Source organism: Halomonas shengliensis (assembly GCF_900104135.1).
Taxonomy (GTDB): Bacteria; Pseudomonadota; Gammaproteobacteria; order Pseudomonadales; family Halomonadaceae; genus Halomonas; species Halomonas shengliensis.
Map to the genome: position 1 here is coordinate 277,366 of NZ_FNIV01000003.1, position 24,422 is coordinate 301,787.

Annotated in this window: 27 protein-coding genes and 1 tRNA gene; 12 read left to right on the forward strand and 16 right to left on the reverse strand. The window is 68.9% G+C overall.

From position 1 onward, the window contains the following. Positions 1 to 39: 39 nt before the first annotated feature. From BLP95_RS06300 to BLP95_RS06340, 9 genes are all read left to right on the forward strand, one after another. A complete protein-coding gene (locus BLP95_RS06300; protein ID WP_089677548.1) occupies positions 40 to 1,755 on the forward strand; it encodes a 4Fe-4S binding protein in 1,716 nt (571 codons plus the stop codon). Positions 1,756 to 1,759: 4 nt separating this feature from the next. Then, positions 1,760 to 2,398, forward strand: a complete 639-nt coding sequence (locus BLP95_RS06305; RefSeq protein WP_089677549.1) for a TorD/DmsD family molecular chaperone — start codon at positions 1,760 to 1,762, stop codon at positions 2,396 to 2,398. Positions 2,399 to 2,483: 85 nt separating this feature from the next. Continuing rightward, positions 2,484 to 2,687 carry a twin-arginine translocation signal domain-containing protein gene (locus BLP95_RS06310; protein ID WP_023005459.1) on the forward strand — a complete coding sequence of 68 codons (204 nt, stop codon included), beginning with the start codon at positions 2,484 to 2,486 and terminating at the stop codon, positions 2,685 to 2,687. A gap of 24 nt (positions 2,688 to 2,711) precedes the next feature. After that, on the forward strand, positions 2,712 to 5,564 hold the full coding sequence (locus BLP95_RS06315) for a molybdopterin-dependent oxidoreductase (protein WP_089677550.1): 2,853 nt from the start codon (positions 2,712 to 2,714) through the stop codon (positions 5,562 to 5,564). Positions 5,565 to 5,619: 55 nt separating this feature from the next. Next, positions 5,620 to 6,234, forward strand: a complete 615-nt coding sequence (gene fdh3B / locus BLP95_RS06320) for a formate dehydrogenase FDH3 subunit beta (RefSeq protein WP_023005457.1) — start codon at positions 5,620 to 5,622, stop codon at positions 6,232 to 6,234. A gap of 12 nt (positions 6,235 to 6,246) precedes the next feature. Continuing rightward, positions 6,247 to 7,302: a formate dehydrogenase subunit gamma gene (locus BLP95_RS06325; protein WP_089677551.1), complete on the forward strand. Its 1,056-nt coding sequence runs from the start codon at positions 6,247 to 6,249 to the stop codon at positions 7,300 to 7,302. An 84-nt stretch (positions 7,303 to 7,386) separates the two neighbouring features. Further along, the gene (locus tag BLP95_RS06330; RefSeq protein ID WP_089677552.1) at positions 7,387 to 7,710 is read left to right on the forward strand and encodes a DUF1244 domain-containing protein; all 324 of its coding nucleotides are present in this window, start codon (positions 7,387 to 7,389) and stop codon (positions 7,708 to 7,710) included. After that, a complete protein-coding gene (moaB, locus tag BLP95_RS06335) occupies positions 7,707 to 8,228 on the forward strand; it encodes a molybdenum cofactor biosynthesis protein B (RefSeq protein ID WP_089677553.1) in 522 nt (173 codons plus the stop codon). The genes BLP95_RS06330 and moaB overlap by 4 nt, the downstream gene beginning before the upstream one ends. 77 nt (positions 8,229 to 8,305) lie before the next feature. Then, complete coding sequence (locus tag BLP95_RS06340) at positions 8,306 to 9,541, forward strand: molybdopterin molybdotransferase MoeA (protein ID WP_089677554.1); 1,236 nt, start codon at positions 8,306 to 8,308, stop codon at positions 9,539 to 9,541. Between the two features lie 2 nt (positions 9,542 to 9,543). Here the strand turns inward: BLP95_RS06340 and BLP95_RS06345 are convergent, their stop codons facing one another. The 9 genes from BLP95_RS06345 to BLP95_RS06385 all read right to left on the reverse strand — a co-directional run bounded on the left by BLP95_RS06345 (position 9,544) and on the right by BLP95_RS06385 (position 14,881). Next, on the reverse strand, positions 9,544 to 10,125 hold the full coding sequence (locus BLP95_RS06345) for an acyl carrier protein phosphodiesterase (protein WP_089677555.1): 582 nt from the start codon (positions 10,123 to 10,125) through the stop codon (positions 9,544 to 9,546). A 7-nt stretch (positions 10,126 to 10,132) separates the two neighbouring features. Continuing rightward, on the reverse strand, positions 10,133 to 10,486 hold the full coding sequence (locus BLP95_RS06350; RefSeq protein WP_089677556.1) for a TusE/DsrC/DsvC family sulfur relay protein: 354 nt from the start codon (positions 10,484 to 10,486) through the stop codon (positions 10,133 to 10,135). Continuing rightward, complete coding sequence (tusB, locus tag BLP95_RS06355; RefSeq protein WP_089677557.1) at positions 10,486 to 10,773, reverse strand: sulfurtransferase complex subunit TusB; 288 nt, start codon at positions 10,771 to 10,773, stop codon at positions 10,486 to 10,488. Before tusB ends, BLP95_RS06350 begins: the two co-directional genes overlap by 1 nt. 10 nt (positions 10,774 to 10,783) lie before the next feature. Continuing rightward, complete coding sequence (gene tusC / locus BLP95_RS06360) at positions 10,784 to 11,158, reverse strand: sulfurtransferase complex subunit TusC (RefSeq protein ID WP_089677558.1); 375 nt, start codon at positions 11,156 to 11,158, stop codon at positions 10,784 to 10,786. A 10-nt stretch (positions 11,159 to 11,168) separates the two neighbouring features. Beyond that, the gene (gene tusD / locus BLP95_RS06365) at positions 11,169 to 11,561 is read right to left on the reverse strand and encodes a sulfurtransferase complex subunit TusD (protein ID WP_089677559.1); all 393 of its coding nucleotides are present in this window, start codon (positions 11,559 to 11,561) and stop codon (positions 11,169 to 11,171) included. A gap of 85 nt (positions 11,562 to 11,646) precedes the next feature. After that, on the reverse strand, positions 11,647 to 12,321 hold the full coding sequence (locus BLP95_RS06370; protein ID WP_089677560.1) for a Bax inhibitor-1/YccA family protein: 675 nt from the start codon (positions 12,319 to 12,321) through the stop codon (positions 11,647 to 11,649). A 92-nt stretch (positions 12,322 to 12,413) separates the two neighbouring features. Next, positions 12,414 to 12,875: an NUDIX hydrolase gene (locus BLP95_RS06375; RefSeq protein WP_089677561.1), complete on the reverse strand. Its 462-nt coding sequence runs from the start codon at positions 12,873 to 12,875 to the stop codon at positions 12,414 to 12,416. Positions 12,876 to 13,009: 134 nt separating this feature from the next. Then, positions 13,010 to 13,099, reverse strand: a tRNA-Ser gene (locus BLP95_RS06380). Between the two features lie 75 nt (positions 13,100 to 13,174). Then, positions 13,175 to 14,881 (reverse strand): potassium/proton antiporter, encoded by a 1,707-nt coding sequence (locus BLP95_RS06385; protein WP_089677562.1) that lies wholly within the window; start codon positions 14,879 to 14,881, stop codon positions 13,175 to 13,177. Between the two features lie 143 nt (positions 14,882 to 15,024). Here BLP95_RS06385 and BLP95_RS06390 point away from each other — a divergent pair, with 143 nt between their 5' ends. Next, positions 15,025 to 16,245, forward strand: coding sequence for an ABC transporter substrate-binding protein (locus BLP95_RS06390; protein ID WP_089677563.1), 1,221 nt, complete (start codon positions 15,025 to 15,027; stop codon positions 16,243 to 16,245). Positions 16,246 to 16,248: 3 nt separating this feature from the next. On the opposite strand, the gene BLP95_RS06395 is transcribed toward BLP95_RS06390, so the two are convergent. From BLP95_RS06395 to BLP95_RS06405, 3 genes are all read right to left on the reverse strand, one after another. Beyond that, positions 16,249 to 17,034 carry an alpha/beta fold hydrolase gene (locus BLP95_RS06395; protein ID WP_089677564.1) on the reverse strand — a complete coding sequence of 262 codons (786 nt, stop codon included), beginning with the start codon at positions 17,032 to 17,034 and terminating at the stop codon, positions 16,249 to 16,251. 22 nt (positions 17,035 to 17,056) lie between these two features. After that, the gene (locus BLP95_RS06400) at positions 17,057 to 17,740 is read right to left on the reverse strand and encodes a 7-cyano-7-deazaguanine/7-aminomethyl-7-deazaguanine transporter (protein WP_089677565.1); all 684 of its coding nucleotides are present in this window, start codon (positions 17,738 to 17,740) and stop codon (positions 17,057 to 17,059) included. 173 nt (positions 17,741 to 17,913) lie between these two features. Further along, entirely contained in the window at positions 17,914 to 19,824 is a 1,911-nt protein-coding gene (locus BLP95_RS06405; protein WP_089677566.1) for a propionyl-CoA synthetase, read from the reverse strand. A 263-nt stretch (positions 19,825 to 20,087) separates the two neighbouring features. Here BLP95_RS06405 and BLP95_RS06410 point away from each other — a divergent pair, with 263 nt between their 5' ends. After that, positions 20,088 to 20,411 (forward strand): ArsR/SmtB family transcription factor, encoded by a 324-nt coding sequence (locus tag BLP95_RS06410; RefSeq protein ID WP_023005440.1) that lies wholly within the window; start codon positions 20,088 to 20,090, stop codon positions 20,409 to 20,411. Between the two features lie 13 nt (positions 20,412 to 20,424). Here the strand turns inward: BLP95_RS06410 and sohB are convergent, their stop codons facing one another. Continuing rightward, positions 20,425 to 21,480 (reverse strand): protease SohB, encoded by a 1,056-nt coding sequence (gene sohB / locus BLP95_RS06415; RefSeq protein WP_089677567.1) that lies wholly within the window; start codon positions 21,478 to 21,480, stop codon positions 20,425 to 20,427. A 119-nt stretch (positions 21,481 to 21,599) separates the two neighbouring features. Here sohB and BLP95_RS06420 point away from each other — a divergent pair, with 119 nt between their 5' ends. Then, positions 21,600 to 21,911 (forward strand): SCP2 sterol-binding domain-containing protein, encoded by a 312-nt coding sequence (locus tag BLP95_RS06420; protein WP_089677568.1) that lies wholly within the window; start codon positions 21,600 to 21,602, stop codon positions 21,909 to 21,911. Positions 21,912 to 21,948: 37 nt separating this feature from the next. On the opposite strand, the gene nudC is transcribed toward BLP95_RS06420, so the two are convergent. The 3 genes from nudC to BLP95_RS06435 all read right to left on the reverse strand — a co-directional run bounded on the left by nudC (position 21,949) and on the right by BLP95_RS06435 (position 24,358). Next, a complete protein-coding gene (nudC, locus tag BLP95_RS06425; protein WP_089677569.1) occupies positions 21,949 to 22,719 on the reverse strand; it encodes an NAD(+) diphosphatase in 771 nt (256 codons plus the stop codon). Next, the gene (gene dnaQ, locus BLP95_RS06430) at positions 22,719 to 23,459 is read right to left on the reverse strand and encodes a DNA polymerase III subunit epsilon (RefSeq protein ID WP_089677570.1); all 741 of its coding nucleotides are present in this window, start codon (positions 23,457 to 23,459) and stop codon (positions 22,719 to 22,721) included. Before dnaQ ends, nudC begins: the two co-directional genes overlap by 1 nt. 104 nt (positions 23,460 to 23,563) lie before the next feature. Further along, positions 23,564 to 24,358: a methyltransferase domain-containing protein gene (locus BLP95_RS06435; protein WP_089677571.1), complete on the reverse strand. Its 795-nt coding sequence runs from the start codon at positions 24,356 to 24,358 to the stop codon at positions 23,564 to 23,566. Positions 24,359 to 24,422: the final 64 nt, after the last annotated feature.

A 24,422-nucleotide genomic window follows, 5' to 3' on the forward strand; every position in this document is an offset into this window, starting at 1 on the left:
ACGACAACACGCCATACGCACCGTGAACCGTGAGGACGCATGACATCTCCCATCGATGCCGTGACCGTGGATGACGCCACCAATCGGGCCGCGCGTGAAGCCGCGCGCCGTCGCGTCTCCTGGCCGGTCAACCTGGCCCCCGCCAGCGTCACCTACGAGAGCGCGGGCCATACGCTGCTGCTGGGCGACGAGCTCGCCGTGCACCGGGCCGCGGCCGCCCTGGCCGACAGTGGACTCGCCGCCATCGCCCTGCTGATCACCGAGCCCACCGAGGCCGACGCCGACGACGCTGACGTCGAGGCGCTGCTGGCCAGCACCCGCCACCTGCCCTGCCGGACGCTTACCGCCGTCCAGCGCGCCACCCTGCGTATCGAGGGTTACCTGGGACGCTTCGCCGTGGGCCTGGAGGGCGACGAAGGCCCGTTGAACCTGACGCTGGCGCTGCTGGGGCGTCGCCACGCCGACCTGGTCCTCGACCTCGGCCGCTCGCCCACCCTGGCCCTAGAGCTGCCACCCCCGGGCTATCGCCACCTGCATTGGGATAGCCCGGAACGCGACACCGCCCTGGCCGAGTTTGCCGAGCTGGTGGGGGAGTTCGACAAGCCCCGCTACTTCCAGATCAACCCCGACCTCTGCGCCCACTCCGCCTCGGGCAACCTCGGCTGCACCCGTTGCCTGGAGGTATGTCCCGCCGACGCCATCTCCAGTCACCAGGGGCGCATCGAGTCGCGTATCGAGATCGATCCCTACCGCTGCCAGGGGGTGGGCAGCTGCTCCAGCGCCTGCCCCACCGGGGCCATCCAGTTCCGCCTGCCCGAACCGGCACGCCAGCAGGAGGCGCTGATTCAGCGCCTCGACGCCTACCGCCAGGCGGGCGGTCACCTGCCGGTGCTGCGCTTCATCGAGGCCGGCGACCAGGAGGCCGAGAGCGACGCCCCGGCCGGTCACCTGCTCGACGTGCCCCTGGAGGAGCTCGGCAACGCCGGCCATGACCAGTGGCTCACCGCCCTGGCGGCGGGCGCCGCCGAGGTGCGCGTCCAGCTGCATCTCGACCTGCCGCCGACCCTGGCCGCCTTCATCGACGACCAGCTGGCCCAGGCCCACGGGCTGCTGGCGGCGCTGGGTCACTCGCCAGGCCGCATCCGGACGATCCAGCGCGGAGACACGACGGCCCGCGATGCCCTGCCCGCGTCGCTGCCGCTCGGCGAGGCACCCCTCGCCCTGCCCCAGGGCAGCAAGCGCGAGCGCCTCAATGCCGTGCTGGCCCGGCTCGCCGAGCTGGGCGAGCCGGACGGGGCGCGCCACGCCCTGCCGGCGGCTGCCCCCTACGGGGGGATCGTGGTGAACCAGGCGGCCTGCACCCTCTGCTTCGCCTGCGTCAGCAACTGCCCTACCCCGGCCCTGGCCGCGGGCGACGACACGCCCATGCTGAGCTATCGCGAGGCGGACTGCGTGCAGTGCGGGCTCTGCGTGGAGGCCTGCCCGGAGGATGCCATCCGCCTGCACCCGGGCTTCCTGGCCGACGCCGCGCGCACCGAGCGGCGCGTCTGCCACGAGGAGGCGCCATTCTGCTGCATCCGCTGCGGCAAGCCCTTCGCCAGCGCAGGCACCATCGCCAGCATCAAGGCCAAGCTTGCCGATCACCCCTACTTCGCCGGCGATGCGGCCGCACGCCTGGAGATGTGCGAGGACTGCCGGGTCAAGGATGTGTGGCAGACCATGGCCCGTGATCCCGACTCCCAACTGAAGGTATGACGCCATGAGCCAGCAGATACTCCCGGATGACGCCGCCAGCCAGGCGGGTCTGGACGAGCAGGAGGCGCTGCGCGCCGACCTCTACCGCCTGCTCGCCCGGCTGGTGCGCGAACCGGCGGACGCCGACCTGCTCGACTGGCTGGCCGGGCTCGAGGTGGACCCGGGTCAGGACCCGGTGAGCCAGGCCCTGACGTCGCTTGCCCAGGCCGCCGCCGAGGCCGATCGCGAGGCGCTCGAGCGCGCTCACTTCCGCCACCTGGTCGGCGTGATCCAGGGCGAGATCACCCCCTATGCCTCCTGGTACCGCAACGGCGAGCTGATGGATCAGGCCCTGGTGGAGCTGCGCCACGACCTGCGCCGGCTCGGCTTCGAGCGCAGCGAATCGAGCCACGACCCCGAGGATCACCTGGCCGCCCTGTTCGAGGTGATGGCCATGCTGGTCGACGAGGGCTCCGCGGAGGGCGCCCGCTTCTTCATGACCCACCTGGCACCATGGACTCAGCGTTGTCTGGACGATCTGGCTCGAGTGGACACGGCCTTCTATGCTCGAACAGGAGAGCTGGGAAATGCCTTCATCGCCCGCGAGCGCGCCCGCCTGGAAGCCGAGGCCGAGCGCTCGCCGGTCAGGATCCTCGAGCCCTGAGGGCCTGCGGCAAGCACCACAACACAACAACACCAGAACGAGGCCGACTGGCGGCCATAAAAGAATGAGAGAGGAGACCCATCCCATGCGCACGACTCGCAATCCGCAACGCCGGCGTTTCCTGAAGACCCTGGGGGCCGGCACCGCGGCCGCCGGCGCCGCCGCCGCGGTCGGCCACGTCACCCTGGTGCAGGCCGACACCCCCAAGGCGGCACCGACCGAGAAGGCCGACACCCACTACCGCGAAACCGACCATGTCCGCGCCTTCTACGCCACCCTGCGTGACTGACGGCCGCTAGCGAGGAGAAATGACATGCGCCTGACACGTAAGACAGCGTCCCAGCGGCCCGAGGGCCTGGGGATTTCTCGCCGCCAGTTCCTCAAGCGCAGCGGCGCGACCACCGGCGGCCTGGCGGCCGCCGGCTTCATGGGCTCACCGATGATGCGGCGCGCCGAGGCGGCCGAGAAGACCGCCTACTCCGACGCACCGGTGGAGACCAAGCGGACCGTCTGCTCCCACTGCTCGGTGGGCTGCGGCGTCTATGCCGAGGTTCAGGAAGGGATCTGGACCAAGCAGGAGCCGGCCTTCGACCATCCGATCAACCGGGGTGCCCACTGCGCCAAGGGCGCCTCGCTGCGTCAGCACGGCCACTCCAGCCGCCGCCTCAAGTACCCCATGAAGCTGGTGGGGGGCGAGTGGCAGCGGCTGAGCTGGGAGGAGGCCATCGAGGAGATCGGCGACAAGGTCCTCGAGCTCACCGAGCAGCATGGCCCCGACAGCATCTACTGGTTGGGCTCGGCCAAGTTTAACAATGAGCAGGCCTACCTGCTGCGCAAGTTCGCCGCCCTGGCCGGCACCAACAACACCGACCACCAGGCACGCATCTGCCACTCCACCACCGTGGCCGGCGTGGCCAACACCTGGGGCTACGGGGCGATGACCAACTCGCTCAACGACCTCCAGAACAGCCGCGCCATCATGTTCATCGGCTCCAACCCCAGCGAGGCGCACCCGGTGGCCATGCAGCACATCCTGCTGGCCAAGGAGCGCAGCCAGGCGCAGATCATCGTCGTCGACCCGCGCTTCACCCGCACCGCCGCCAAGGCCGACAGCTACGTGCGCATCCGCCCGGGCTCCGACGTGGCCTTCATCTGGGGCCTGCTGTGGCACATCTTCGCCAACGGCTGGGAGGACAGCGAGTACATCAACCAGCGCGTCTACGCCATGGACGAAGTACGCGCCGAGGTGGCCAACTTCCCGCCCGAGGAGGTGGAGCGCGTCACCGGCGTGCCCGAGGCACAGATGTACGACACCGCGAAACGCCTGGCCGACAACCGCCCGGGCTGCATCGTCTGGTGCATGGGCGGCACCCAGCACACCACCGGCAACAACAACACCCGCGCCTACTGCATCCTGGAGCTGGCGCTGGGCAATATCGGCAAGTCCGGCGGCGGGGCCAACATCTTCCGCGGCCACGACAACGTCCAGGGCGCCACCGACCTGGGGCTGATGTCCCACTCGCTGCCCGGCTACTACGGCCTGTCCGAGGGTGCCTGGAAGCACTGGGCGCGGGTCTGGGACCTCGACTACGAGTGGCTGAAGGGCCGCTTCGACCAGACCGAGTACTCGGATGGCCAGCCGATGTACACCAACGGCATCACGGTGTCGCGCTGGGTCGACGGGGTGCTGGAGGATGACGAGAACATCACCCAGCGCACCAGCCTCAAGGCGATGTTCTACTGGGGGCATGCGGTCAACTCCCAGACCCGCGGCCCCGAGATGCAGAAGGCGATGCAACAGCTGGAGATGATGGTCATCGTCGACCCCTACCCCACCGTGGCGGGGGTGATGCACGGCCGCCAGGATGGCGTCTACCTGCTGCCGGCGGCGACCCAGTTCGAGACCTATGGCAGCGTCACCGCCACCAACCGCTCCATCCAGTGGCGTGACAAGGTGATCGACCCGCTGTTCGAGTCCAAGCCCGACCACGAGATCATGTACCTGCTCTCGCGCAAGCTGGGCTTCGCCGACCAGCTGTTCAGGAACATCGCGGTCAACGGCACCGAGCCGCTGATCGAGGATATCACCCGCGAGTTCAACGCCGGCATGTGGACCGTGGGCTATACCGGCCAGAGCCCGGAGCGGCTCAAGGCGCACCAGCAGAACTGGCATACCTTCAGCTTCCGTGACCTCAGAGCCGAGGGTGGCCCCGCCGACGGTGACTACTACGGACTGCCCTGGCCCTGCTGGGGCACCGCCGAGATGGGCCACCCGGGCACCCCGATCCTCTACGACACCAGCAAGAAGGTTTCCGAGGGCGGCCTTACCTTCCGAGCCCGCTTCGGCATCGAGCACGAGGGCGAGAACATCCTCTCCGACGGCTCCTACAGCGCGGGGTCCGAGCTCGAGGATGGCTATCCCGAGTTCACCGCCGACATGCTCAAGGACCTGGGCTGGTGGGAGGACCTGACCGAGGAGGAGAAGGCCGAGGCCGAGGGCAAGAACTGGAAGACCGACCTCTCCGGCGGCATCCAGCGCGTGGCCATCGCCCACGAGTGTGCGCCCTTCGGCAATGCCAAGGCACGCTGCAACGTCTGGACCTTCCCGGACCCGATCCCCAAGCACCGCGAGCCGCTCTACACCAGCCGCCGAGACCTGGTGGAGGAGTACCGCACCTGGGACGACGTCGCCTCCCACTACCGCCTGCCCACGCTCTACTGGAGTATCCAGCAGCAGGATGTGACAGACCGTTACCCCATCATCCTCACCTCCGGGCGCCTGGTGGAGTACGAGGGCGGCGGCGAGGAGACCCGCTCCATGTCGTGGCTGGCCGAGCTGCAGCAGGAGATGTTCGTCGAGATCAACCCGGCCCTCGCCAACGACCTGGGCATCACCGAAGGCGACGACGTCTGGGTCGAGGGGGCCGAGGGTGGTCGAGTGCGGGTCAAGGCGCTGGTCACCCCGCGGGTCGCCCGTGAGGTGGTGTTCATGCCCTTCCACTTCGGTGGCATGTTCCAGGGCGAGAGCCTGCACGACGTCTACCCTGACGGTTCGGCGCCCTACGTGCTGGGCGAAGCGGCCAACACCGCCACCACCTACGGCTACGACAGCGTGACGCAGATGCAGGAAACCAAGTGCACCCTGTGCCGCATCGAGCGCGCCTGACGCCTGACCAGACACGCGGTGCGGGCGCGTCCCGCACCGCGACAAGGAGACAACCATGGCCACGATGAAATTCATGTGCGACGCGGAGCGCTGCATCGAGTGCAACGGCTGCGTCACCGCCTGCAAGAACGCCAATGAGGTGGAATGGGGGATCCAGCGCCGCCGGGTGGTGACCCTCAACGACGGCGAGCCGGAGGAGGTCTCGATCTCCGTCGCCTGCATGCACTGCGACGATGCCCCCTGTATCGCTGTATGCCCGACCGAAACCTTGTTTCAGCGCGATGACGGCATCGTGCTGCACGACAAGGATCTCTGTATCGGCTGCGGCTACTGCCTCTACGCCTGCCCCTTCGGCGCGCCACAGTTCCCGCAGCAGAACGCCTTCGGCGAGCGCGGCAAAATGGACAAGTGCACCTTCTGTGCCGGCGGCCCCGCCGAGACCAAGGAGGAGGAGTACCAGAAGTACGGTGCCAACCGCATCGCCGAGGGCAAGCTGCCGCTGTGCGCCGAGATGTGCTCCACCAAGGCGCTGCTGGCCGGCGACGCCCAGGAGGTGGCCGACATCTTCCGCCAGCGGGTGGTCCAGCGCGGCCACAAGGATGGCGGCTGGTCCGGCAACCCCCGCGCCGATGCTGACTCGCTGGCCTATGACGCCAGCCAGCAGGGCTGAGGAGGTGATCCCATGAGCCATACCATGCAATGGCGGTCGCTCTGGCGGCTGGGCCTACTCGCGCTGATGCTGGCGCTGGGGCTGGCCCTCTCCCAGGGCGCCCTGGCGCAGCAGGCCGATCCTGGTCGCGAGGCAGCCTTCGCTGTCCCCGCCGTGGACGCCGACCTGTGGCGACAGGTCAAGGCCGGCGAGACAGGCCCCAACTACCGGGACTCCCGGGCCGAGAGCACCTATAACCTGGTGAACGCGAGCGGCGAGACCTGGCGGCAGATCCGCGAGCGCTGGATCTCCCCGTTCGGGGCGATCGCGGTGCTGGGCATGATCGCGGCGATCGCGCTCTTCTACCTGCTGGTGGGACGCAAGAAGCTCGACGAGCCACGTACCGGCCGCAAGCTGCTGCGCTGGTCACTGGTCGTGCGCTCCCTGCACTGGACGGTGGCGACGCTGTTCATCCTGCTGGCCCTCACCGGACTCAACCTGGCCTATGGCAAGACGCTGCTGCGTCCGCTGTTCGGCGACGGGGCCTGGGCGGCGATGATGTCGGGTACCAAGCTGATCCACAACTACCTGGGACCGCTGTTCGGCATCCTGCTGGTGATCCTGCTGCTTCGCCTGCTCAGCCACAACATCCCCAAGGCCCACGATCTGCAGTGGTTCGCCAAGGGCGGCGGCCTGGTGGGCAAGGGGCATCCCGATGCCGGCTTCGCCAACGGCGGCGAGAAGGTCTGGTACTGGCTGCTGGCCACCGCCGGCCTGGCGGTCATTGTCAGCGGCTTCGTGCTGGACTTCCCCAACTACGGCCAGGCGCGCGACACCATGCAGTGGGCCAACATCATTCACGCCGTGGGGGCCCTGGGCCTGACCGCCGTGGCCTTGGGTCACATCTACATCGGCACCGTCGGCACCGAGGGGTCACTGGAAGGGATGACTACGGGCTACGTCGACGAGACCTGGGCCAAGGAACACCACAACCTGTGGTACGAGGAGGTCAAGGAGAGCGCGGTGCCCGAGGAGCAGATCGCGCAGGCGAAGGGGCCTTCCGGTTCCTCGCCACAGGGCTCCAGCTAGCGTTAATCCTCTGCCCCACTCGACACCGCCTGCGGGCGGTGTCTTTTGTTATGCTGGCCGAAAACCATCCGAGGGAGTGACCCCATGCAGCACCTGGACGACGCGACACGCACCGAACTCGAGGCGGCCGCCTTCCGCCGCCTGCTGCGCCACCTGGACGAGCACAAGGAGGTCCAGAACATCGACCTGATGATCCTGGCCGACTTCTGCCGCAACTGCCTTTCCAAGTGGCTGGTGAGCGCCGCCGAGGAGCGCGGCGCCGAGCTCGACTACGAGACGGCCCGGGAACATGTCTACGGCATGCCCTATGCCCAATGGAAGGAGCAGTACCAGCAGGAAGCTAGCCCCGAGCAGCAGGCCGCCTTCGCGGCGCGCCAGGCCGCCAAGCAGGAGCGCGGGCAAGCATGAACGAGCCGATGATCCCCCTCACCATTGCGGTGCTGACCATCTCCGACACCCGCACCGAGGCCACGGACCGCAGCGGCGAGGCGCTGGTCGAGCGCCTTACCGCCGCCGGCCATCGCCTCGCCGAGAAGCGCATCGTGCCCGACGACGTCTACCGCATCCGGGCGGTGGTGGCAGCCTGGATCGCCGACCCCAAGATCCAGGTGGTGCTGACCACCGGCGGTACCGGCTTCACCGGCCGCGACTCCACGCCAGAGGCGGTCTCGGTGCTGCTGGACAAGCGCATCGAGGGCTTCGGCGAGCTGTTTCGCCAGCTGAGCTGGCAGGAGATCGGCAGCTCCACGGTGCAGAGCCGCTGCCTGGGCGGGCTGGCCAACGCCACCGTGCTGTTCTGCCTGCCCGGCTCCACCGGTGCCTGCCGCACCGCCTGGGATGGCATCCTCGCCGAGCAGCTGGACAGCCGACACAAGCCCTGCAACTTCGCCAACCTGGTGATCCCGGAGCGAGGCCAGCATGCCTGACATAAGGAAAACCCGTCACACGCCCTGCGGCTCTCGCTACCATCAGGCCAACCCGATGATCCCGGCGCGAGGCCAGCATGGATAAGGCAAGGGGGGACAAGGGGGGTGAGCTCAAGCCGGTCTCGGCGGCCCTGGCCGCACTGCTGGCGGAGGTGGAGGCGCTCGACAACGAGACCCTGCCGCTGGAACAGGCCGCCGGCCGGGTGCTGGGCGAGACCGTGACCGCCCGCCTCGACGTGCCCGGCTTCGACAACAGCGCCATGGACGGCTACGCCCTGGACCATCGCGACGCCGGCGGCCGGCTCCCCATCAGCCAGCGCATCGCCGCCGGCACCCCGGCACGCCCCCTGGCACCCGGGAGCTGCGCGCGGATCTTCACCGGCGGTGAGATCCCGCCCGGGGCCGACTGCGTGGTAATGCAGGAGCGGGTCGAGGTCGAGGGCACGACGGCTTGGATACCCGAGGGCGTGCCGGCCGGCGATAACGTGCGCCGACGCGGCCGTGACGTGGCGTCCGGCGCGGCGGTGCTGGAGGCCGGCACACGGCTGGAGGCTGCGGCCCTCGGGCATCTCGCCGGCCAGGGGATCACCGAAGTCGCGGTTCGTCGCCGCCCTCGCCTCGCCCTACTCTCCACCGGCGACGAGATCGTCGACCCCGGTCGGCCCCTGGCGCCGGGCCAGCTCTACAACTCCAACCGTCCCATGCTGCGCCGCCTGCTGGAGCGCTTCGGTGCCGAGCCGGTGATGATGGCATCGATTCCCGATGACGCCGCCGCCACCCGGCGGATCCTGGCCGAGGCCGCTCAGGCGGCGGATGTCGTGGTCACCACCGGGGGTGTCAGCGTCGGCGAGGAGGATCACATCAAGGCTGCCGTCGAGGCGCTGGGGCGCCTTGACCTGTGGCGCCTGGCGATCCGTCCGGGCAAGCCCCTCGCCCTGGGGCGACTGCCGCGTGCAGGCGGCGGTGAAGCGCGCTTCGTGGGCCTGCCGGGCAACCCGGTATCGAGTTTCGTGGGCGCCTGGCTGTTCCTCAGGCCACTGGTGGGCGCCCTGCTGGGCTGCCCAGCCCTGGCACAACTGCCCGAGGTGCCCGCCCGGGCCGACTTCGCGACCCGCACCGGTCCACGCGCCCACTACATGCGCGTCACCCTCACCTTCGAGGCGGAGGGGCCAAGGGCCCGGGCCTTCGAGGACCAGAACTCGGCGGTGCTCTCCTCCTGCATCGAGGCCGATGCCCTGGCGGTGATTCCCGCCGATAGCGAGGTGACGCCCGGCGACCCCGTGACCTGCCTATGGCTCGGAGGCGTCGGCTAGTATCACCCTGCGCCGGGCGTGGGAGAAACCTCCAACTCCTGGCGTACCGACACCCATAGCCGGTGAAACTCGCCCTCCAGGGCGGAATACTCCGCCTCCAGCCAGGGCAGCAGCTCGGCGAGGCGGTTGGGGCCGGTGAGGCGTCGGCCGATGCCGTCGATGGCACGGCAGGTGAAGGGGAAGTCGGCGTAGCGACGCAGCCAGTCCTGCTCGACCAGCGGCGGCACCATGGGGGCGAGGCGAGCGGGTGCCGAGCGCGCCGCCAGCAGACGGTAGGTGCGCTCCACCAGACGATCCCCGGCGTCATGCAAGATCAGCTCCCGGGCCACGAAGTGGTCCCACACCAGATCCAGGGCGATGCCCATCACCCGACGCCCGCCGGGCGGTGAGCGCGTCAGGATCTGCCGAGTGACGGGGTGGCCGTCGACATAGGCATCGACGCGCCGATGGTGACGGATGCCACACGCCACCCCCATGGGCCAGTCACTCAGGTCACTGCCCTTCACCCCATCGGCGATCAGGTTGCCGTAGAGGAAGTCGTCATCCCCGCCGCGGGCAAGCCAGGCATGGGCCAGGAAGTTCACCGGCGCCTCACAGGCAGTTGGTGGGCTTGGGCAGCCCCGCCAGGCGAGCCCCTACCTTGGCAGGACTTCCCGGGAAGAGGCGCATCAGATGGATCGAGCGCCCCTTCTCCGGCCCCAGCGCCTGGCCCACCGCCTTGACCAGGGGGCGCATGGCGGGGGCCTGCTCGAAGCGTGCATAGAAGTCGCGCAATACCCGGATCACCTCCCAGTGCGCCTCGGTGAGGGCGATGCCCTCCTCGGCGGCAAGCGCCTCGGCGACGGTCTCGGACCAGTCGTGCCTGTTGACGAGGTAGCCCTCAGGGTCCAGAGGGATTTGGGTTTCTGCCACAGAGAGATAACGGTATATTTCTGTGCTCGCCATCAGTACCAGCTCACCGTGCGCTCACACGCTTCGGTCAGGGCCACGAAGCCCTCGACGTCCACGACCTGGATGCCATCGGCGTGACGACCGAGCAGCCCACGCGCCTCCAGGTCCTCATGCAGGGCGTACAGACGCCCTTCCACCCCCGGGAAGGCGGCACGCTGAGCCGGCAAGGCCCCGATCACTCCGTCCTCGATCAGCAACAGGCGATCCGCGGGCCCCAAGGCCGATAGCGCCTGGCGGCAGGCAGGCGTGTCCGGTGCGCGATTGAGTATATGCAGCAGCATGGTCGACTCGTCAGAAGTTAAGTACCAGGGAGTGGGCGGCCAGCTCCTCGGCCATCTCGGTGGCACCCACGGGGCGTGCCGGCAGGAGCAGCATCGACGCATCGAGGCCATAGTCGCGAAGCGCCCTCTCCTCCACCAGTAGCCGGTCGATATCATACATCTCCAGCATGGCCAGGGTCGGTGCCGTGCCCTTCTGCCCCATTGGTCCCACACCCTGCCCTTCGAGCAGTGCCAGCGCGCCTTCACCCAGGAAGAGCAGCGTCACGCGTCGCTCGAAGGCCGCCGCCACCAGGGCCGCATCCAGCCCCTCACGCAGCCAGCTCGAGCCGTGGGGCGCGTGGCGCAGGATCACCAGCAGGTCGCCGTGGTGCGTCTCGTCGTGCATCGCTGGGCTCCTAGGGTCCGAAGGTGATCAGGCGGTCGCAGCGCAGTCCCAGGTCGACCAACTGGCCGAGCCCCGTGAGCTCGAACGGAGCCTCGACGCTGGCGCCCTGCTTGCCATGGCGGCGAGCCTCGCGCTCGTCGAGCAGGCCGCGGCGCAGGGCGGCGGCGATGCAGACCTGAAGGGGCACCCCATGGGCCTCGCCGAGGGCCGCCCAGCCGTCGACGAGATGGGGCTCGTCTTGGGGCGGCGCCGCCAGGCGCGCGGCGTTATGCACGCCCTCATGGTAGAAGAACACCCCCTCGAGGGTATGCCCTCTCGCCAGCAGCGCTCGAGCGAAGCGCAGCGCCGAGTGAGATGCCTGGTGGCTGTAGGGGGCCGCGAGCAGCAGGATGGCATAGCGCATCCGGGGTCTCCTGCGGAAGTGGCCTGCAAACAGGCTGGCCCCGCCGAGGCGGGGCCAGCCGGATCATCACGATCGAGGTCGATCGTCAGTCGCTGCTCATGATGCCCAGCAGGGAGAGCAGGCTGACAAAGAGGTTGTAGATCGACACATAGAGGGTGACGGTGGCAAGGATGTAGTTGGTCTCACCGGCCCGGTGAACGATCTCGCTGGTCTGGTAGAGGATCGCCGCCGAGGAGAACAGCACGAAGCCGGCTGACACCATCAGCATCAGGGCGGGAATCTGGAAGAAAATGCCCGCCAACATGGCCAGGATCAGCACGATGGCACCGGCCATCAGGAAGTTGGCCAGGAAGCTGAAATCCTTCTTGGTGATCAGCGCCACGGCGGAGAGGCCGATAAAGGTCAGGCCGGTCATGGCCAGGGCGTTCATCACCAGGGCCGCGCCATTGGGCAGTGCCAGGTAGGCGTTGAGGATCGGCCCCAGGGTGAAGCCCATGAAGCCGGTGAAGGCGAAGGTCGTCAGCAGGCCCATGGCGGAGTGGGCGGTCTTGTGGACCAGGAACATCAGACCGTAAGCGCCGATGAAGAACACGAGGATGTTCATGCGCTCGATGCCCATCGCCATAGCGGCACCGGCGGTCACTGCCGAGAAGAGCAGTGTCATGGCCAGCAGGCCATAGGTGTTGCGCAGCACCTTGTTGGTACTGGCAACCCGGGTCTGGGTCTCCTGGCGGGTCACATGTGACTCTTGATAGGCCATTGAACCGTTGCTCCCTGTCGTTGGTAGATCGTGCCAATTGACCTAGGATGCCGCCTCGAAGTTCCCCGCGCAAGAGCCTGACCCGGCAGGACTCAACGCTGATTCTTCCCTGCGGCCTCCTCCAGAAGGGCCTCGGCCACCCGCGCCGCGGTGCTGCAGACGTCGCTGCCTGCCGCCTCGAGGCCGTCACGATCCAGCCACACCAGCTCGGTGGCATCGCTGGCGGCGCCCTCCACGCCCCCCTGCCAGGCCATGCGCAGCACGATGATCACGTAATGGCTGCGCAGGCTGCCGTCCGCCTCATGGTCGAAGAGGTCGATCGCGGTGACCACCTCGCCGGCCTCGGCGCGCAGCCCCGTCTCCTCGAGAAGCTCACGCTTCGCCGCCGCCTGGAGGGTCTCGCCGGGTTCCACCTTGCCGCCCGGCAGGGCCAGGCGACCGGCGTTGGGGGCATGGGCGCGACGCACCATCAGGATATGCTCGTTCCAGAGCAGCGCGGTGGAGACCGCCGGGATAGGGCGGGACGGGACGTTGGAGGCGTCGGTATTCGGCATGGTCGACTCTCGGCGGCGGGGATGCCTCTACTCTGCGAGCTCGACTCGAGGCTGGCAAGTCGCCTCGCCAAGGTGGGGTAGGATGGTGCATAAACGCGAAAACCAGCCGCAAGGGGCTGGTTTTCTTGAAGAAGTGGCGGAGGGACAGGGATTCGAACCCTGGAAGGGCGTTAACCCTTGCCGGTTTTCAAGACCGGTGCATTCAACCGCTCTGCCATCCCTCCGGCTCACGGCGATGCATATTACCAGCTCTGCCGTGTGGGTCAAGAGCGGCGTGCGATCAAGACGTTAGCCGCGGTTCAATAGAGCCGCAGGCCGACCCGGGTGACACGGTTGCCCTCCATCTCGCTGACCACCCAGTGGATGCCATGCCAGTCGACATCATCGCCCACCACCGGGTGGCCGCCGACGCGCAGCGCCACGAACTCGCCCAGGGTCATATCGCGTTCGCCGGGGCTCAGGGTCAGCCCGTAGGCCTCGGCGACCTCCTGCATCCTCGCCTCCCCATCGAAGGTGAAGGTGCCGAAGAAGGCGCGTTCCTGCTTGAGCTTGGCCTCGCCATTGAACAGCCGGTTGAGCGCCGGGAGGTCCTCGCTGCGCCCGATGACACAGAGCACGTCGCCAAGCTGCAGGCGTGTACTGCCCTTGGGGTGGAGCATGGCATGCTCGCGGAAGAGCGCCGAGATCAGCGCCCCGGAGGGAAAGCGCAGCAGGCGGATGGGCACGTCGGCCAGGTCCTGGTTCTCCACCCGGTAGACGAACATCTCGTAGTCGTTCTCGGGCAGGATGCCCAGTGGGCCACGATGGTTGGGTGACACGGAGCTCGGCATCAGCACCTTCGTCCAGCGCGCCATCACCGAGAGCGTGCTGCCCTGCACCAGCAGCGACAGCAGCACCACCGCGAAGGCCACGTTGAAGTAGAGGGCTGCATCCTCCACCCCACCGATCACCGGGAAGATCGCCAGCACGATGGGCACCGCGCCGCGCAGCCCCACCCAGGAGATGAAGCCGATCTCGCGCCAGCGAAACTTGAAGAAGGGCTTGAGCGCCACGACCACGGCGATGGGACGCGCCACGAAGATCAGTACCAGGCCGACCATCCCGGCCGGAAGCAGGTAGTCGACCAGGTCCGTCGGCGTGACCAGCAGCCCCAGCACCAGGAAGAGGCCGATCTGACTGAGCCACGCCAGGCCGTCATGGACCGGCAGGATAAAGTTCAGGTGGCGCCCCTTCTGGTTGCCGATCATCAGACCGGCCAGGTAGATCGCCAGGAAGCCGCTGCCGCCCAGCAGGCTGGTCAGCCCGAAGATGCAGAAGCCGAGCGCCAGGGCGAGCAGCGAGTAGAGGCCCGGAGCCAGGTCGACCCAGCGCAGCAGCCGCGCGCTCAGCCAGCCTCCGCCGAGGCCAAGGGCAACCCCCAGGCCGAACTGTTCCACCAGCAGCAGGAGCGTATCGAGCGGCCCCCCCACTTCACCGGCCAGCAAGGAGACCAGCACCAGGGTGAGGAAGATCGCCATCGGATCGTTGGTGCCCGACTCGATCTCCAGGGTCGCCCCGACCCGTTCGTTGAGGTTGAGGCCCCGGCCACTGAGCATCGAGAACACTGCCGCGGCATCCGTGGAGCCCACGATCGCCCCCACCAGCAGCCCCTGCACCAGGGAGAGGTCGAAGACCCACATGGCGAAGACACCGACCAGGCCACTGGTGATGAACACCCCCACCGAGGCGAGCGTCAGGGCGGGCCGAAAGGCGACGCGAAAGGTCTTGAGCCGCGTGCGCAGGCCGCCATCCAGCAGGATCATGGCCAACGCCAGATGCCCGATGACAAAGGCCAACGAATAATTGTCGAATTCGATGCCGAGGATGCCCTGCTCGCCCGCCAGCATGCCGAGACCGAGGAAGATCAGCAGGAGTGGCAAGCCCACCAGGCTAGAGAGGCGACTGCCCAGCACGCTCAGCGCGATGAGCAGGCCACTAAGAATGAAAAGGGTGTTGATGACGTCCATGGCATCCTCTCGATGGCAATGGTGGCATTATCGCATGCGGCCCATGGCGGCGCGATGTCGGCCGGCGCGACTGGTCAGCCAACGGACGCCGCGGATACACTTGCCGCCGGCCTGCGTCATCGTCTTCGCCACGGAGCCTGCGAATGCCCCACCCTGCCGCCGATGCCTGCGGGCGACGAACGCGACTCGCCCCGCTGCTTGTCGCGCTGTTGCTGTCGTCGCTCTCCCCCGCTTGGGCCGAGACCGAGGCCGCCCTCGAGGCGCCGCCGCCGCTGACCCTGGACAGCGAGGTCATGGTCCCCGACCTGGGCCCCTCGCCAGGCGACGAAACAGCGCCGGCGGATGACGCCACGGAGACCTCCGCGGCACAAGCCACCCTGCCCGCCTCACCGTCGCCGAACGCCGAAGAGGGGGCGCCGGTGGCGGAGGTGCCAAGCGTCGTCCACGCCCCTCCGGAACCCCTCGAGCCACCGCCACTCGACACCCTGACCATCATGCTCGACTGGTACCCGAGCCTCCATCAGGCCCCCCTGCTGCTGGCCGCCGGCAACGGCCTGCCTCGGCGTGAGGGGCTCAGCCTCGAGATCCAGCGCCCGGCGGATCCCGCCGCCCCGCTGCGCCTGCTCGGTGCCGGCCTGGTCGACCTCGCCCTCACCCACCAGCCGCAGCTGCACCTGCAGGTGGCGCGCGGCAAGCCGCTGGTGCGCGTGGCCACCCTGGTGGATACCCCCCTGGCGGGGCTGGTGATGCGCGAGTCACGCGCCGGCCGGGGTCCCGAGTCGCTGGCCGGGCGGCGCCTGGGCGTCGCGACCGAAGCAGCACGGGACCTGCTGCTGCCGGCCCTGCTCCTTCCCCATGGCATCGCCGTCGACGAGGTCGCCCTCGCCGAGACCGGCTTCACCCTGGCTACCGCCCTGTCCGAGCAGGACCTGGACGGGGTGATCACCCCCGTGCGCCTCGCCCTGCCTCGTCAACTAGCGGATCGCGGCGTGGCCACCCGGCTGTTCCGGCTGGAGGAGCACGGCGTGCCGGTGCACGACGGCCTGATCCTGGTCGCCAATCGCGATCGACTCGCCCGCCTGCGCGGCCCCCTCGACGAGCTGGTGGCAATCCTGCGCGACACCACGCTATGGATGATCGAGGAACCGGACGCGGCCTGGGACAAGCTGGTGGCGCTGGAGCCCACCCTCGACACGCCCGCCAACCGCGACGCCTGGCCGGCGGTGCTGATGCGCCTGAGCGCCCAGCCGGCGGCGCTGGATGCGGGGCGCTACCGGCGCATGGAAGCGCTGCTCCAGGAGCAGGGGGTGATCGAGGCTCCCCACCCACTGGAACAACTGGCGGTGGACCTCGGCGCCGAGTGAGGCTCAGGCGCTGGCGTCGTGCCGCGCCAGGAAGGCGTCGATCGCCTCACGGAAGGCCTCGGGCTGCTCGGCGTGCAGCCAGTGGCCCGCCTCCAGAGTGACGATCTCGGCCTCGGGCAGCACCCGGCGCAGGGCCGGCAGGTGCTCATCGTCCACGTAGTGGGAGGCGCTACCGCGCAGCACCAGGGTGGGGCCCGCGAAGGGCTCGTGGCCCGCCGGTTCGCCCATGATCGACTCGTAGTCGGCCTGGATCTCGTCGAGACCCAGGCACAGCGCGAGCACGTTGCCCTCGCCCCTCATCAGGTTGGTGGCCAGGAAGAGGCGCACCGGCTTCTCGGCGACGTGCTCGGCGAGCAGCGCATCGGCCTCGCGACGATTGGTCGGCGCTCCGGCCTCCACGCGACGCAGGGCGGCGAAGACGCTGTCGTGGTCGTGGCCGTAGGCCACCGGGGCGATATCGGCGACGATCAGCGAGGCGATGCGCTCGGGCGCCAGGCGCGCCAGGCTGATGGCGACCTTGCCGCCCATGGAGTGGCCCAGCAGGTGGCAGCGCGCGATCTCGAGCCGATCCAGCAGCGCCGCCACGTCCTCGGCCATCGCCGCGTAGCCCATCCCCTCGGCATGGGGCGAGCGGCCATGGTTGCGCAGGTCGACCGCAATCACTCGCCGCCGCCCCTCCCACGCCTTGAGGTGGGAGCGCCAGTTGTCGGCGCTGCCGAACAGGCCGTGGATCACCACCAGCGGCACGCCCTCGCCGCCGGTATCCAGATGGTTGAGCTCGATCGACATGGGCAACACCTCGTTCAGGGGATCAGGAGCGGGCGCGGGCCACCTCGGGCGCCACGTCCTCGCGGCCGGTGACGGCCACCAGCCGACGGCTCAGCCAGGCCAGCAGCACGCCATAGAGAGGCAGGAAGAAGAGCAGGCTGATGACCAGCTTGCAGACGTAGTCCACCGCGGCGATCTCCAGCCAGTTGGCCGCCATGAACGGGTCGGGGCTGCGGTGGAAGGCAATGGAGAAGAAGGCGAAGGTGTCGGCCAGGTTGCCGACCACCGTGGAGAGCGCCGGCGCTACCCACCAGGCGCGCAGGCGGCGCAGGCGATCGAAGACGTGGACGTCGAGCAGCTGCCCCAGCACGTAGGCCATGAAGCTGGCCACGGCGATGCGGGCGACGAACAGGTTCCACTCCCCCAGCGCCTCCAGCCCGGCGAAGCTGCCACGCGGAAAGATCACCGAGACGGCGTAGGAGATCGCCAGCGCCGGCAGCATCACCCGCATGATGATGGCCCGCGCCGGCTCCTTGCCGAACAGGCGCACGGTAAGGTCGGTGGCCAGGAAGATGAACGGGAAGCTGAAGGCACCCCAGGTGGTATGGAAGCCGAACAGGGTAAAGGGTAGCTGCACCAGATAGTTGCTGGCGGCGATGATGGCGATATGGAAGGTGATGAGCAGCGCCAGGCAGCGGCGATACTGTAGCGGGGAGAGCACGAACATCTCGGATCCTTTTTTGCGGGAGGGGTGAGGGAACCCTCTTGAACGTCGGGGCCGGCGGTCGCCGGCGCGGCGCATTATACGGGCTCGACCGCCGACTGGCCATGCGCCCTGCCCCGCAAACACGCCGCGCCGCCCCTAAGGGCGGCGCGGCATGAGGCAGACGGCAGGCAGGCTCAGACCTGGCGGGCCTCGTGGGCGGCCCCCACCTCGCGTGCCTTCATGGCATCGTGGACCTCCTCCAGGCTCGCCGGGTCATCGATGGTAGAGGGAATCCCGAACTCCTTGCCGTCGGCGATGTTGCGCAGCAGCTTGCGCAGGATCTTGCCGGAACGGGTCTTGGGCAGGCGGTCCACCACCAGCACCTGCTTGAAGCAGGCGATGGGACCGATCTTGTCCCGCACCAGGGCGATCAGCTCCTCCTCGAGCTCCACCTCGCGGCCGTCGAAGCCATCCTTGGGGATCACCAGGCCGACCGGCAGCTGTCCCTTGAGGGCGTCGTGGATGCCGATCACCGCGCACTCGGCCACCGCCGGATGGGCCCCCACGACCTCCTCCATCTCGCCGGTGGAGAGACGGTGGCCGGCCACGTTGATGACGTCATCGGTGCGGCCCATGATGAACAGGTAGCCATCCTCGTCGATATAGCCGCCGTCACCGGTCAGGTAGTAGCCCGGGAAGGCCGCCATGTAGGCCGCATGGAAGCGCTGGGGGTCGCCCCACACGCCCACCAGGCAGCCGGGCGGCATGGGCTGCTTGATCACCACGCTGCCCTGCTCCATGGGGCCCATCGGCTCCCCCTCGCGGTCGAGGATCTGCACGTCGAAGCCCGGCACCGGCACGGTGGCGCTGCCCGCCTTGGTGGGCATCGGCTCCAGGCCGTGCAGGTTGGCGGCGATCGGCCAGCCGGTCTCGGTCTGCCACCAGTGATCGATCACCGGCACCTCGAGCAGGTCATCCAGCCAGTGGAAGGTCGGCGGGTCCAGCCGCTCGCCGGCCAGGAACAGCGCCTTGAGGCTGGAGATGTCGTAGTTCGCCAGGTGCTTGCCGTCCGGATCCTCCTTCTTGATCGCGCGGAAGGCGGTGGGGGCGGTGAAGAAACTCTTGACCCGATACTCCTCGATCAGGCGCCAGAAGGCGCCGGCATCCGGGGTCTTGACCGGCTTGCCCTCGTAGACCACCGAGGTGGCCCCGCGCAGCAGCGGCGCATAGACGATGTAGGAGTGGCCCACCACCCAGCCGACGTCGGAGGCGGAGAAGAACACCTCGCCGGGCTCGACGTCGTAGATCACGTCCATGGAGTAGGCCAGCGCCACCGCATAGCCGCCGGTGTCGCGCACCACGCCCTTGGGCTTGCCGGTGGTACCGGAGGTGTAGAGCACATAGAGGGGATCGGTCCCCTTGACCGGCACACAGTCGGCAGGCTCGGCCTTGGCGACGAGGGTGGCCCAGTCGTGGTCCCGCGCACCCAGCTCGGCGACATGCTGCTCGCGCTGGAACACCACGCAGGCATCCGGCTTGTGGGCACTCTGCTCGATGGCGGCATCGACGATCGGCTTGTAGGGCAGCACCTTGTTGACCTCGACGCCGCAGGAGGCGGCGACCACCACCTTGGGCGTGGCGTCCTCGATACGAACCGCCAGCTCATGCGGGGCGAAGCCGCCGAACACCACGGAGTGCACGGCCCCCAGGCGGGCACAGGCGTACATGGCCACCAGCGCCTCGGGCACCATGGGCATGTAGATCACCACCCGGTCGCCCTTTTCCACACCGAGGTCGCGCAGCGCGCCGGCGAAACTCGCCACCTGGTCGCGCATCTCGCGGAAGGTCAGGGTGCTCTTGCTGTCGGTGACCGGGGAGTCCCAGTAGAGAGCCGGCTGGTCGCCGCGTCCCTGCTCGACATGGTGGTCGAGGGCGGCGTGGGCGATGTTGAGCTCGCCGTCGGCGAACCAGCGGGCATGGTTGGCCTCGTCGTACTCGAGGATGCGCTCGGGCGCCTTGAACCAGGGGATGCGCCGGGCCTGCTCGGCCCAGAACGCCTCGGGATGGTCGATGGAACGGCGGAATTCGTCGGTATAGCGGCTCATGGGGTTCCTTTCGCGGTCCGGTCACGGGTGATTGTTGACACTGTAAAGCACCGCTGCCGAGTTACCCTCATACGATAGGCTAATTTGCGACGAAAGGCGCAAGGCTTGTAGCGTTATTGTCAACAACCAGGACGAGGAAGCACGCCGAAAGACGCCAAATCAACGCACACGGCAACGCGGGCCTGGGCTATGCTTGAGGAAACCACAATATACGGGCAGGCGAACGCGTCCGCCCGACACCACCGTCAGCGCGGGGAGGGCCCATGCACACGCCGAGCAGCGAGGCAGCACGACTCATCGAGGGGGGCGGCGCCATCGACCGCGCCACCGCCCTGCTCAAGGCCATGGCCAACGACAACCGGCTGCGAATCCTGTGCCTGCTCGACGACGGCGAGATGTCCGTCACCGAGCTCAATGGCCACCTGGCGCTGAGCCAGTCGGCACTCTCCCAGCACCTGGCCATCCTGCGCCGGGAGGAGCTGGTCACTACCCGCCGCGCCTCCCAGACCATCTACTACTCGTTGCAGGGCGAGAGTGCCCGCCGCATCATCGCCACCCTGGTGGAGCTCGGCCTGGCCCAGGGCTGACCGCCCTGCCCTCCTAGCGCTTCAGCCAGCGGCTGGCATCGAGGGCCTCGGCGCCGCGCAGCAGGGCACGCTCGACTCCGGCCGCGACCGCCAGGCTCAGGCGCTCCCCCAGTCGCCGCGGCGGCTCAAGCCGCACCCGTATCACCCGCGCCGACGCCATGCGCTCCACCAGATAGGCCTCGCTGGTGCCCAGGGCGTCGATCAGCCCCTTCTCCAGCGCCTCGCTGCCGTACCAGATCTCGCCGGTGGCGATCGTCTCCATATCCAGCCCCGGGCGCCGCTCGGCGACGTGGCGCTTGAACAGCTCATGAGTGCGCTCGAGATCCTCGACGAACTTCTCGCGCCCCTCCTCGGTGTTCTCGCCCAGCACCGTGAGGGTGCGCTTGTAGCGGCCGGCGGTGAGCACGTCCACGTCGATGTCGTGGCGCTTGAGCAGGCGATGGACGTTGGGCACCTGGGCGACGACGCCGATGGAGCCCAGCACGGCGAGCGGCGCGGCGCGTACGCTGTCTGCCCCGCAAGCCATCAGGTAGCCGCCGCTGGCGGCCACCTTGTCGACGCAGACCGTGGTGGTGAGCCCCGCCTCGCGCAGGCGATCCAGCTCGGCGGCGGCGAGCCCGTAGGCATGCACCAGGCCGCCGGCGGATTCCAGGCGCACCACCACCTCGTCACCGGGCTCGGCGGCGGAGATCACCGCCGAGATCTCCTCGGCGAAGCGCCCGGTGCCGCTGGCCCGGATATCGCCATGGAAGTCCAGCAGCCAGAGGGTCGCGGCATGCGCATCGCTCTCATCCTTGCCAGATCGGCCCTTGCCGGCCTTGGCCTGGCGCTTGTCCTCGCGGCGAAACGCCTTGACAAGCCGCTTGCGCGCACCGGGTTCGCTGGCCGCCAGGCGCAGGCGGCGAGTGCGGGCGCCACGCCCGCGGTTGAGCTCCTCGACCTTGAGCCGCGCCTCGTCGCCGCCCTCGCCGCGCAGCCGCGCCGCCACCGCGACAGCGAGCCCGACGATCACCGCCAGGCTCAGCAGCTGCGCCAGGAACATGCCGAAATCCGAAAGCCACTCACCCATCTTGCCTCCTCACGGGTCTCGCCGGCCGGGAACCGCCTGGTCGTGGGGCCGGCCCGCTTGATTGAAACAGTTGTTTGAAATACCCTCGCGCTTCACCCGTCCCATCAGGAGCCCCGCACATGAGCCAGTCCACCCTCGACACCCTGATCGCGCGCTTCGACCCCCAGGCCGCCAGCGGCATGGACGAGGTCTTCCAGTTCCACTTCGATGACGCCGCCAGCCACTACCTGGTGATCCGGGACGGCGAGCTCGCCGTCGAGGAGGGGGAGCACGAGGATCCCTCCGTCAGCCTGAGCATGAGCACCGATACCCTCAAGGGGCTGATGAGCGGCGAGGTCAACGGCATGACCGCCTTCATGACCGGCAAGCTCAAGGCCACCGGCAACGTCATGCTGGCCACCCAGCTGACCCGCCTGTTCCCGAAAGGCTGAGGCCGCGGCGGACGGGGCACCCTGCCCCGCCCGCCGGCTAGCGCGCCGCCACCTCGGCCAGGTGGGTCTCGATCAACGCCCGCGAGATGGAGTAGAGGGGCGGCAGCGCAGGCAGCCGGCGCGGGGAGAACCAGGCGGCATCGACGATCTCCTGGCCGTCGATGCGAATCCGGCGGCTGGCGGCCTCGGCGAAGAAGCCCAGCATCAGCGAATGGGGGAAGGGCCAGGGCTGGCTGCGGAAGTAGCGGATGCGCCCCACGGCGAGCCCGACCTCCTCGAAGATCTCCCGACGCACCGCCTCCTCGGCACTCTCCCCCGGCTCGATGAAGCCGGCCAGGGTCGAGTAGCGACCCGGCGGGAAACGCGGGCTACGCGCCAGCAGCAGGGCATCGCCGTGGGTCACCAGGGTGATGATGCAGGGCGAGATGCGCGGGTAGTTGCGATGCCCGCAGGCGTGGCAGTGCATGGCGAACTCGGCGTCGAGACGCTCCGCCGGGGCGCCACAGCGCCCGCAGAAGCGGTGGTCGCGCAGCCAGGCCCCGACCTGGAGCGCCGTCGAGACCAGCGGGAAGTGCGACTCGGGCAGGCGGGAGAGCCAGTCGCGCCCGGCCGGCCAGTCGTCGCCGGCGCGCTCCTCCAGGCTGAGCGCCACCGGGGCGTCGTGCCAGTAGGCCAGCGGCTGCATCGCCGCCGTCCAGGGCATCGCCGGCTGCAGCACCCCGCCATCCGGGGCCGGAGCGATGCGCCCCTCGGCGAGACGAATCACCTGCCCCGAGCTAGCCTCCAGCGGCAGTTCGCGACGCAGCATCAGTGGGGAATCCCCTCGACGCCATCCCAAACGCACTCCCCCGCCGACTCGCGGATCCGCGCCAGCTTGTGGCGATGGGCATCGAGCTCCGCCTCGCTCGGGGCGGTGACGGCCAGCCGACCGGGCTCGAGCGCCACCGGGCGGCGCTGGATGCCACGCGCCCCGCTGCCCTCGCTGGCGGCGCTGGGATCGAGCAGCAGCGCGGTCTGGCCGCCGGTCATCGCCAGGTAGACGTCGGCGAGGATCTCGGCGTCCAACAGCGCGCCGTGCAGCACGCGATGGCCGTTGTCGATCTCGTAGCGCTTGCACAGGGCATCCAGGCTGTTGCGCTGGCCGGGATGCTTGTCCCGGGCCAGTTGCAGGGTGTCGAGGATGCGGCAGTGCTCGGCCACCGGCCCCAGCGCGGGCTCGCCGCGGACACGGTTGAGCCTTGTCAGCTCGTGGTCGATGAAGCCGACGTCGAAGGGGGCATTGTGGATCACCAGCTCCGCCCCCTCGATGAAGGCCCAGAAGGCGTCGGCCACCTCGGCGAACACCGGCTCGTCGGCGACGCGCTCATTGGTGATGCCGTGGACCGAGATCGCCTCCTCCTCGATGGGGCGCTCGGGGTTGATGTACTGGTGATAGCTGCGCCCGGTCAGGCGCCGATTGACCATCTCCACCGCGCCGATCTCGATCAGGCGATGGCCCTCGCGGGGATCGATGCCGGTGGTCTCTGTGTCGAGAACGATCTGGCGCATGCGCCCTCCCTATGCGGTGTGTTTCGGCGCCATGCCGTGCTGGTAAATCTTGGCCGCCTTGGCCAGGAGGGTGATCGGCGAAGGCTCGCCGATGTCGGAGTGACTCAACCCCTTGCCTCCTTCTCGGCTCTCGAGCCCTCGTGGCGGGCAACCCGCCCTGGCTCCAGGCGCGTGGTACCCAGCGCCGGTCCCCCCAGCGGGGCGGCGAAGCGCAGCCGGCTGCCCTGGCGCTGGGCCAGCTGTGGGCGCCGGCAGGCCTGGATCATGTAGCTGTCACCCAGCGCCAGGTTATGGCGACGTCCCAGGGTCTCCAGCAGCGCATTGCCGGGCGGCCGGCCGGGCAGGTGAAAGCCGCAGTAGTCTACCCGCTCGATCTCGAAGTCGACAAACGCCAGCCAGTCGCGCAGGCGACGCGGCGAGCGCCACTGGCCGGCCCACGGCAGTCGCCGTCGCCGCGCCGGCGAGAGCCGCGCCAGGCCCCCGGCGGAGAACGGCATCCAGCCGAACAGGATCAGCTTGCCGGTGTCGGCGGTGACCCGTGCCGCCTCCTGCAGCAGGTGATGGGGGTCGGGCGCCACCTCCAGCAGGTGATGCACCACCACCAGGTTGAGGCAGCCATCGGGGAGCGGTAACGCCTCGGGGACGCAGACCAGCGTCGAGGGATCCGTGGCCAGCTCGCGGGTCGGCGCCCACGCCAGGGAATGGCGCACCGGGCACATGTCCGCCAGCAGGCCACCGTAGCCGAGCTCCAGGCTGTGGGCGCCGAACAGCCGCTCACAGGCGGGCCCCAGGCAGGCACGCTCGGCCTGGCGCAGGACCTGCCCCTCCGGCGTGGACCAGAAGCGACGCCCCTCGCGAACCAGGGCGGCCAGGCGCTGGGCGCTGGTCTCGGTTGACATGCCTCTCCCGTCTCTTCATATTGGGCGGATTTTGCGAACCGTTCATGCCCACTCAGGACAGCCG

Excerpts from the sequence above, each read along its gene's own strand:
- BLP95_RS06300 (WP_089677548.1), top strand. The coding sequence starts at position 40 with ATGACATCTCCCATCGATGCCGTGACCGTGGATGACGCCACCAATCGG.
- BLP95_RS06305 (WP_089677549.1), top strand. The coding sequence starts at position 1,760 with ATGAGCCAGCAGATACTCCCGGATGACGCCGCCAGCCAGGCGGGTCTG.
- BLP95_RS06310 (WP_023005459.1), top strand. The coding sequence starts at position 2,484 with ATGCGCACGACTCGCAATCCGCAACGCCGGCGTTTCCTGAAGACCCTG.
- BLP95_RS06315 (WP_089677550.1), top strand. The coding sequence starts at position 2,712 with ATGCGCCTGACACGTAAGACAGCGTCCCAGCGGCCCGAGGGCCTGGGG.
- fdh3B (WP_023005457.1), top strand. The coding sequence starts at position 5,620 with ATGGCCACGATGAAATTCATGTGCGACGCGGAGCGCTGCATCGAGTGC.
- BLP95_RS06325 (WP_089677551.1), top strand. The coding sequence starts at position 6,247 with ATGAGCCATACCATGCAATGGCGGTCGCTCTGGCGGCTGGGCCTACTC.
- BLP95_RS06330 (WP_089677552.1), top strand. The coding sequence starts at position 7,387 with ATGCAGCACCTGGACGACGCGACACGCACCGAACTCGAGGCGGCCGCC.
- moaB (WP_089677553.1), top strand. The coding sequence starts at position 7,707 with ATGAACGAGCCGATGATCCCCCTCACCATTGCGGTGCTGACCATCTCC.
- BLP95_RS06340 (WP_089677554.1), top strand. The coding sequence starts at position 8,306 with ATGGATAAGGCAAGGGGGGACAAGGGGGGTGAGCTCAAGCCGGTCTCG.
- BLP95_RS06350 (WP_089677556.1), bottom strand. The coding sequence starts at position 10,486 with ATGGCGAGCACAGAAATATACCGTTATCTCTCTGTGGCAGAAACCCAA.
- tusB (WP_089677557.1), bottom strand. The coding sequence starts at position 10,773 with ATGCTGCTGCATATACTCAATCGCGCACCGGACACGCCTGCCTGCCGC.
- tusC (WP_089677558.1), bottom strand. The coding sequence starts at position 11,158 with ATGCACGACGAGACGCACCACGGCGACCTGCTGGTGATCCTGCGCCAC.
- tusD (WP_089677559.1), bottom strand. The coding sequence starts at position 11,561 with ATGCGCTATGCCATCCTGCTGCTCGCGGCCCCCTACAGCCACCAGGCA.
- BLP95_RS06370 (WP_089677560.1), bottom strand. The coding sequence starts at position 12,321 with ATGGCCTATCAAGAGTCACATGTGACCCGCCAGGAGACCCAGACCCGG.
- BLP95_RS06375 (WP_089677561.1), bottom strand. The coding sequence starts at position 12,875 with ATGCCGAATACCGACGCCTCCAACGTCCCGTCCCGCCCTATCCCGGCG.
- BLP95_RS06385 (WP_089677562.1), bottom strand. The coding sequence starts at position 14,881 with ATGGACGTCATCAACACCCTTTTCATTCTTAGTGGCCTGCTCATCGCG.
- BLP95_RS06390 (WP_089677563.1), top strand. The coding sequence starts at position 15,025 with ATGCCCCACCCTGCCGCCGATGCCTGCGGGCGACGAACGCGACTCGCC.
- BLP95_RS06395 (WP_089677564.1), bottom strand. The coding sequence starts at position 17,034 with ATGTCGATCGAGCTCAACCATCTGGATACCGGCGGCGAGGGCGTGCCG.
- BLP95_RS06400 (WP_089677565.1), bottom strand. The coding sequence starts at position 17,740 with ATGTTCGTGCTCTCCCCGCTACAGTATCGCCGCTGCCTGGCGCTGCTC.
- BLP95_RS06405 (WP_089677566.1), bottom strand. The coding sequence starts at position 19,824 with ATGAGCCGCTATACCGACGAATTCCGCCGTTCCATCGACCATCCCGAG.
- BLP95_RS06410 (WP_023005440.1), top strand. The coding sequence starts at position 20,088 with ATGCACACGCCGAGCAGCGAGGCAGCACGACTCATCGAGGGGGGCGGC.
- sohB (WP_089677567.1), bottom strand. The coding sequence starts at position 21,480 with ATGGGTGAGTGGCTTTCGGATTTCGGCATGTTCCTGGCGCAGCTGCTG.
- BLP95_RS06420 (WP_089677568.1), top strand. The coding sequence starts at position 21,600 with ATGAGCCAGTCCACCCTCGACACCCTGATCGCGCGCTTCGACCCCCAG.
- nudC (WP_089677569.1), bottom strand. The coding sequence starts at position 22,719 with ATGCTGCGTCGCGAACTGCCGCTGGAGGCTAGCTCGGGGCAGGTGATT.
- dnaQ (WP_089677570.1), bottom strand. The coding sequence starts at position 23,459 with ATGCGCCAGATCGTTCTCGACACAGAGACCACCGGCATCGATCCCCGC.
- BLP95_RS06435 (WP_089677571.1), bottom strand. The coding sequence starts at position 24,358 with ATGTCAACCGAGACCAGCGCCCAGCGCCTGGCCGCCCTGGTTCGCGAG.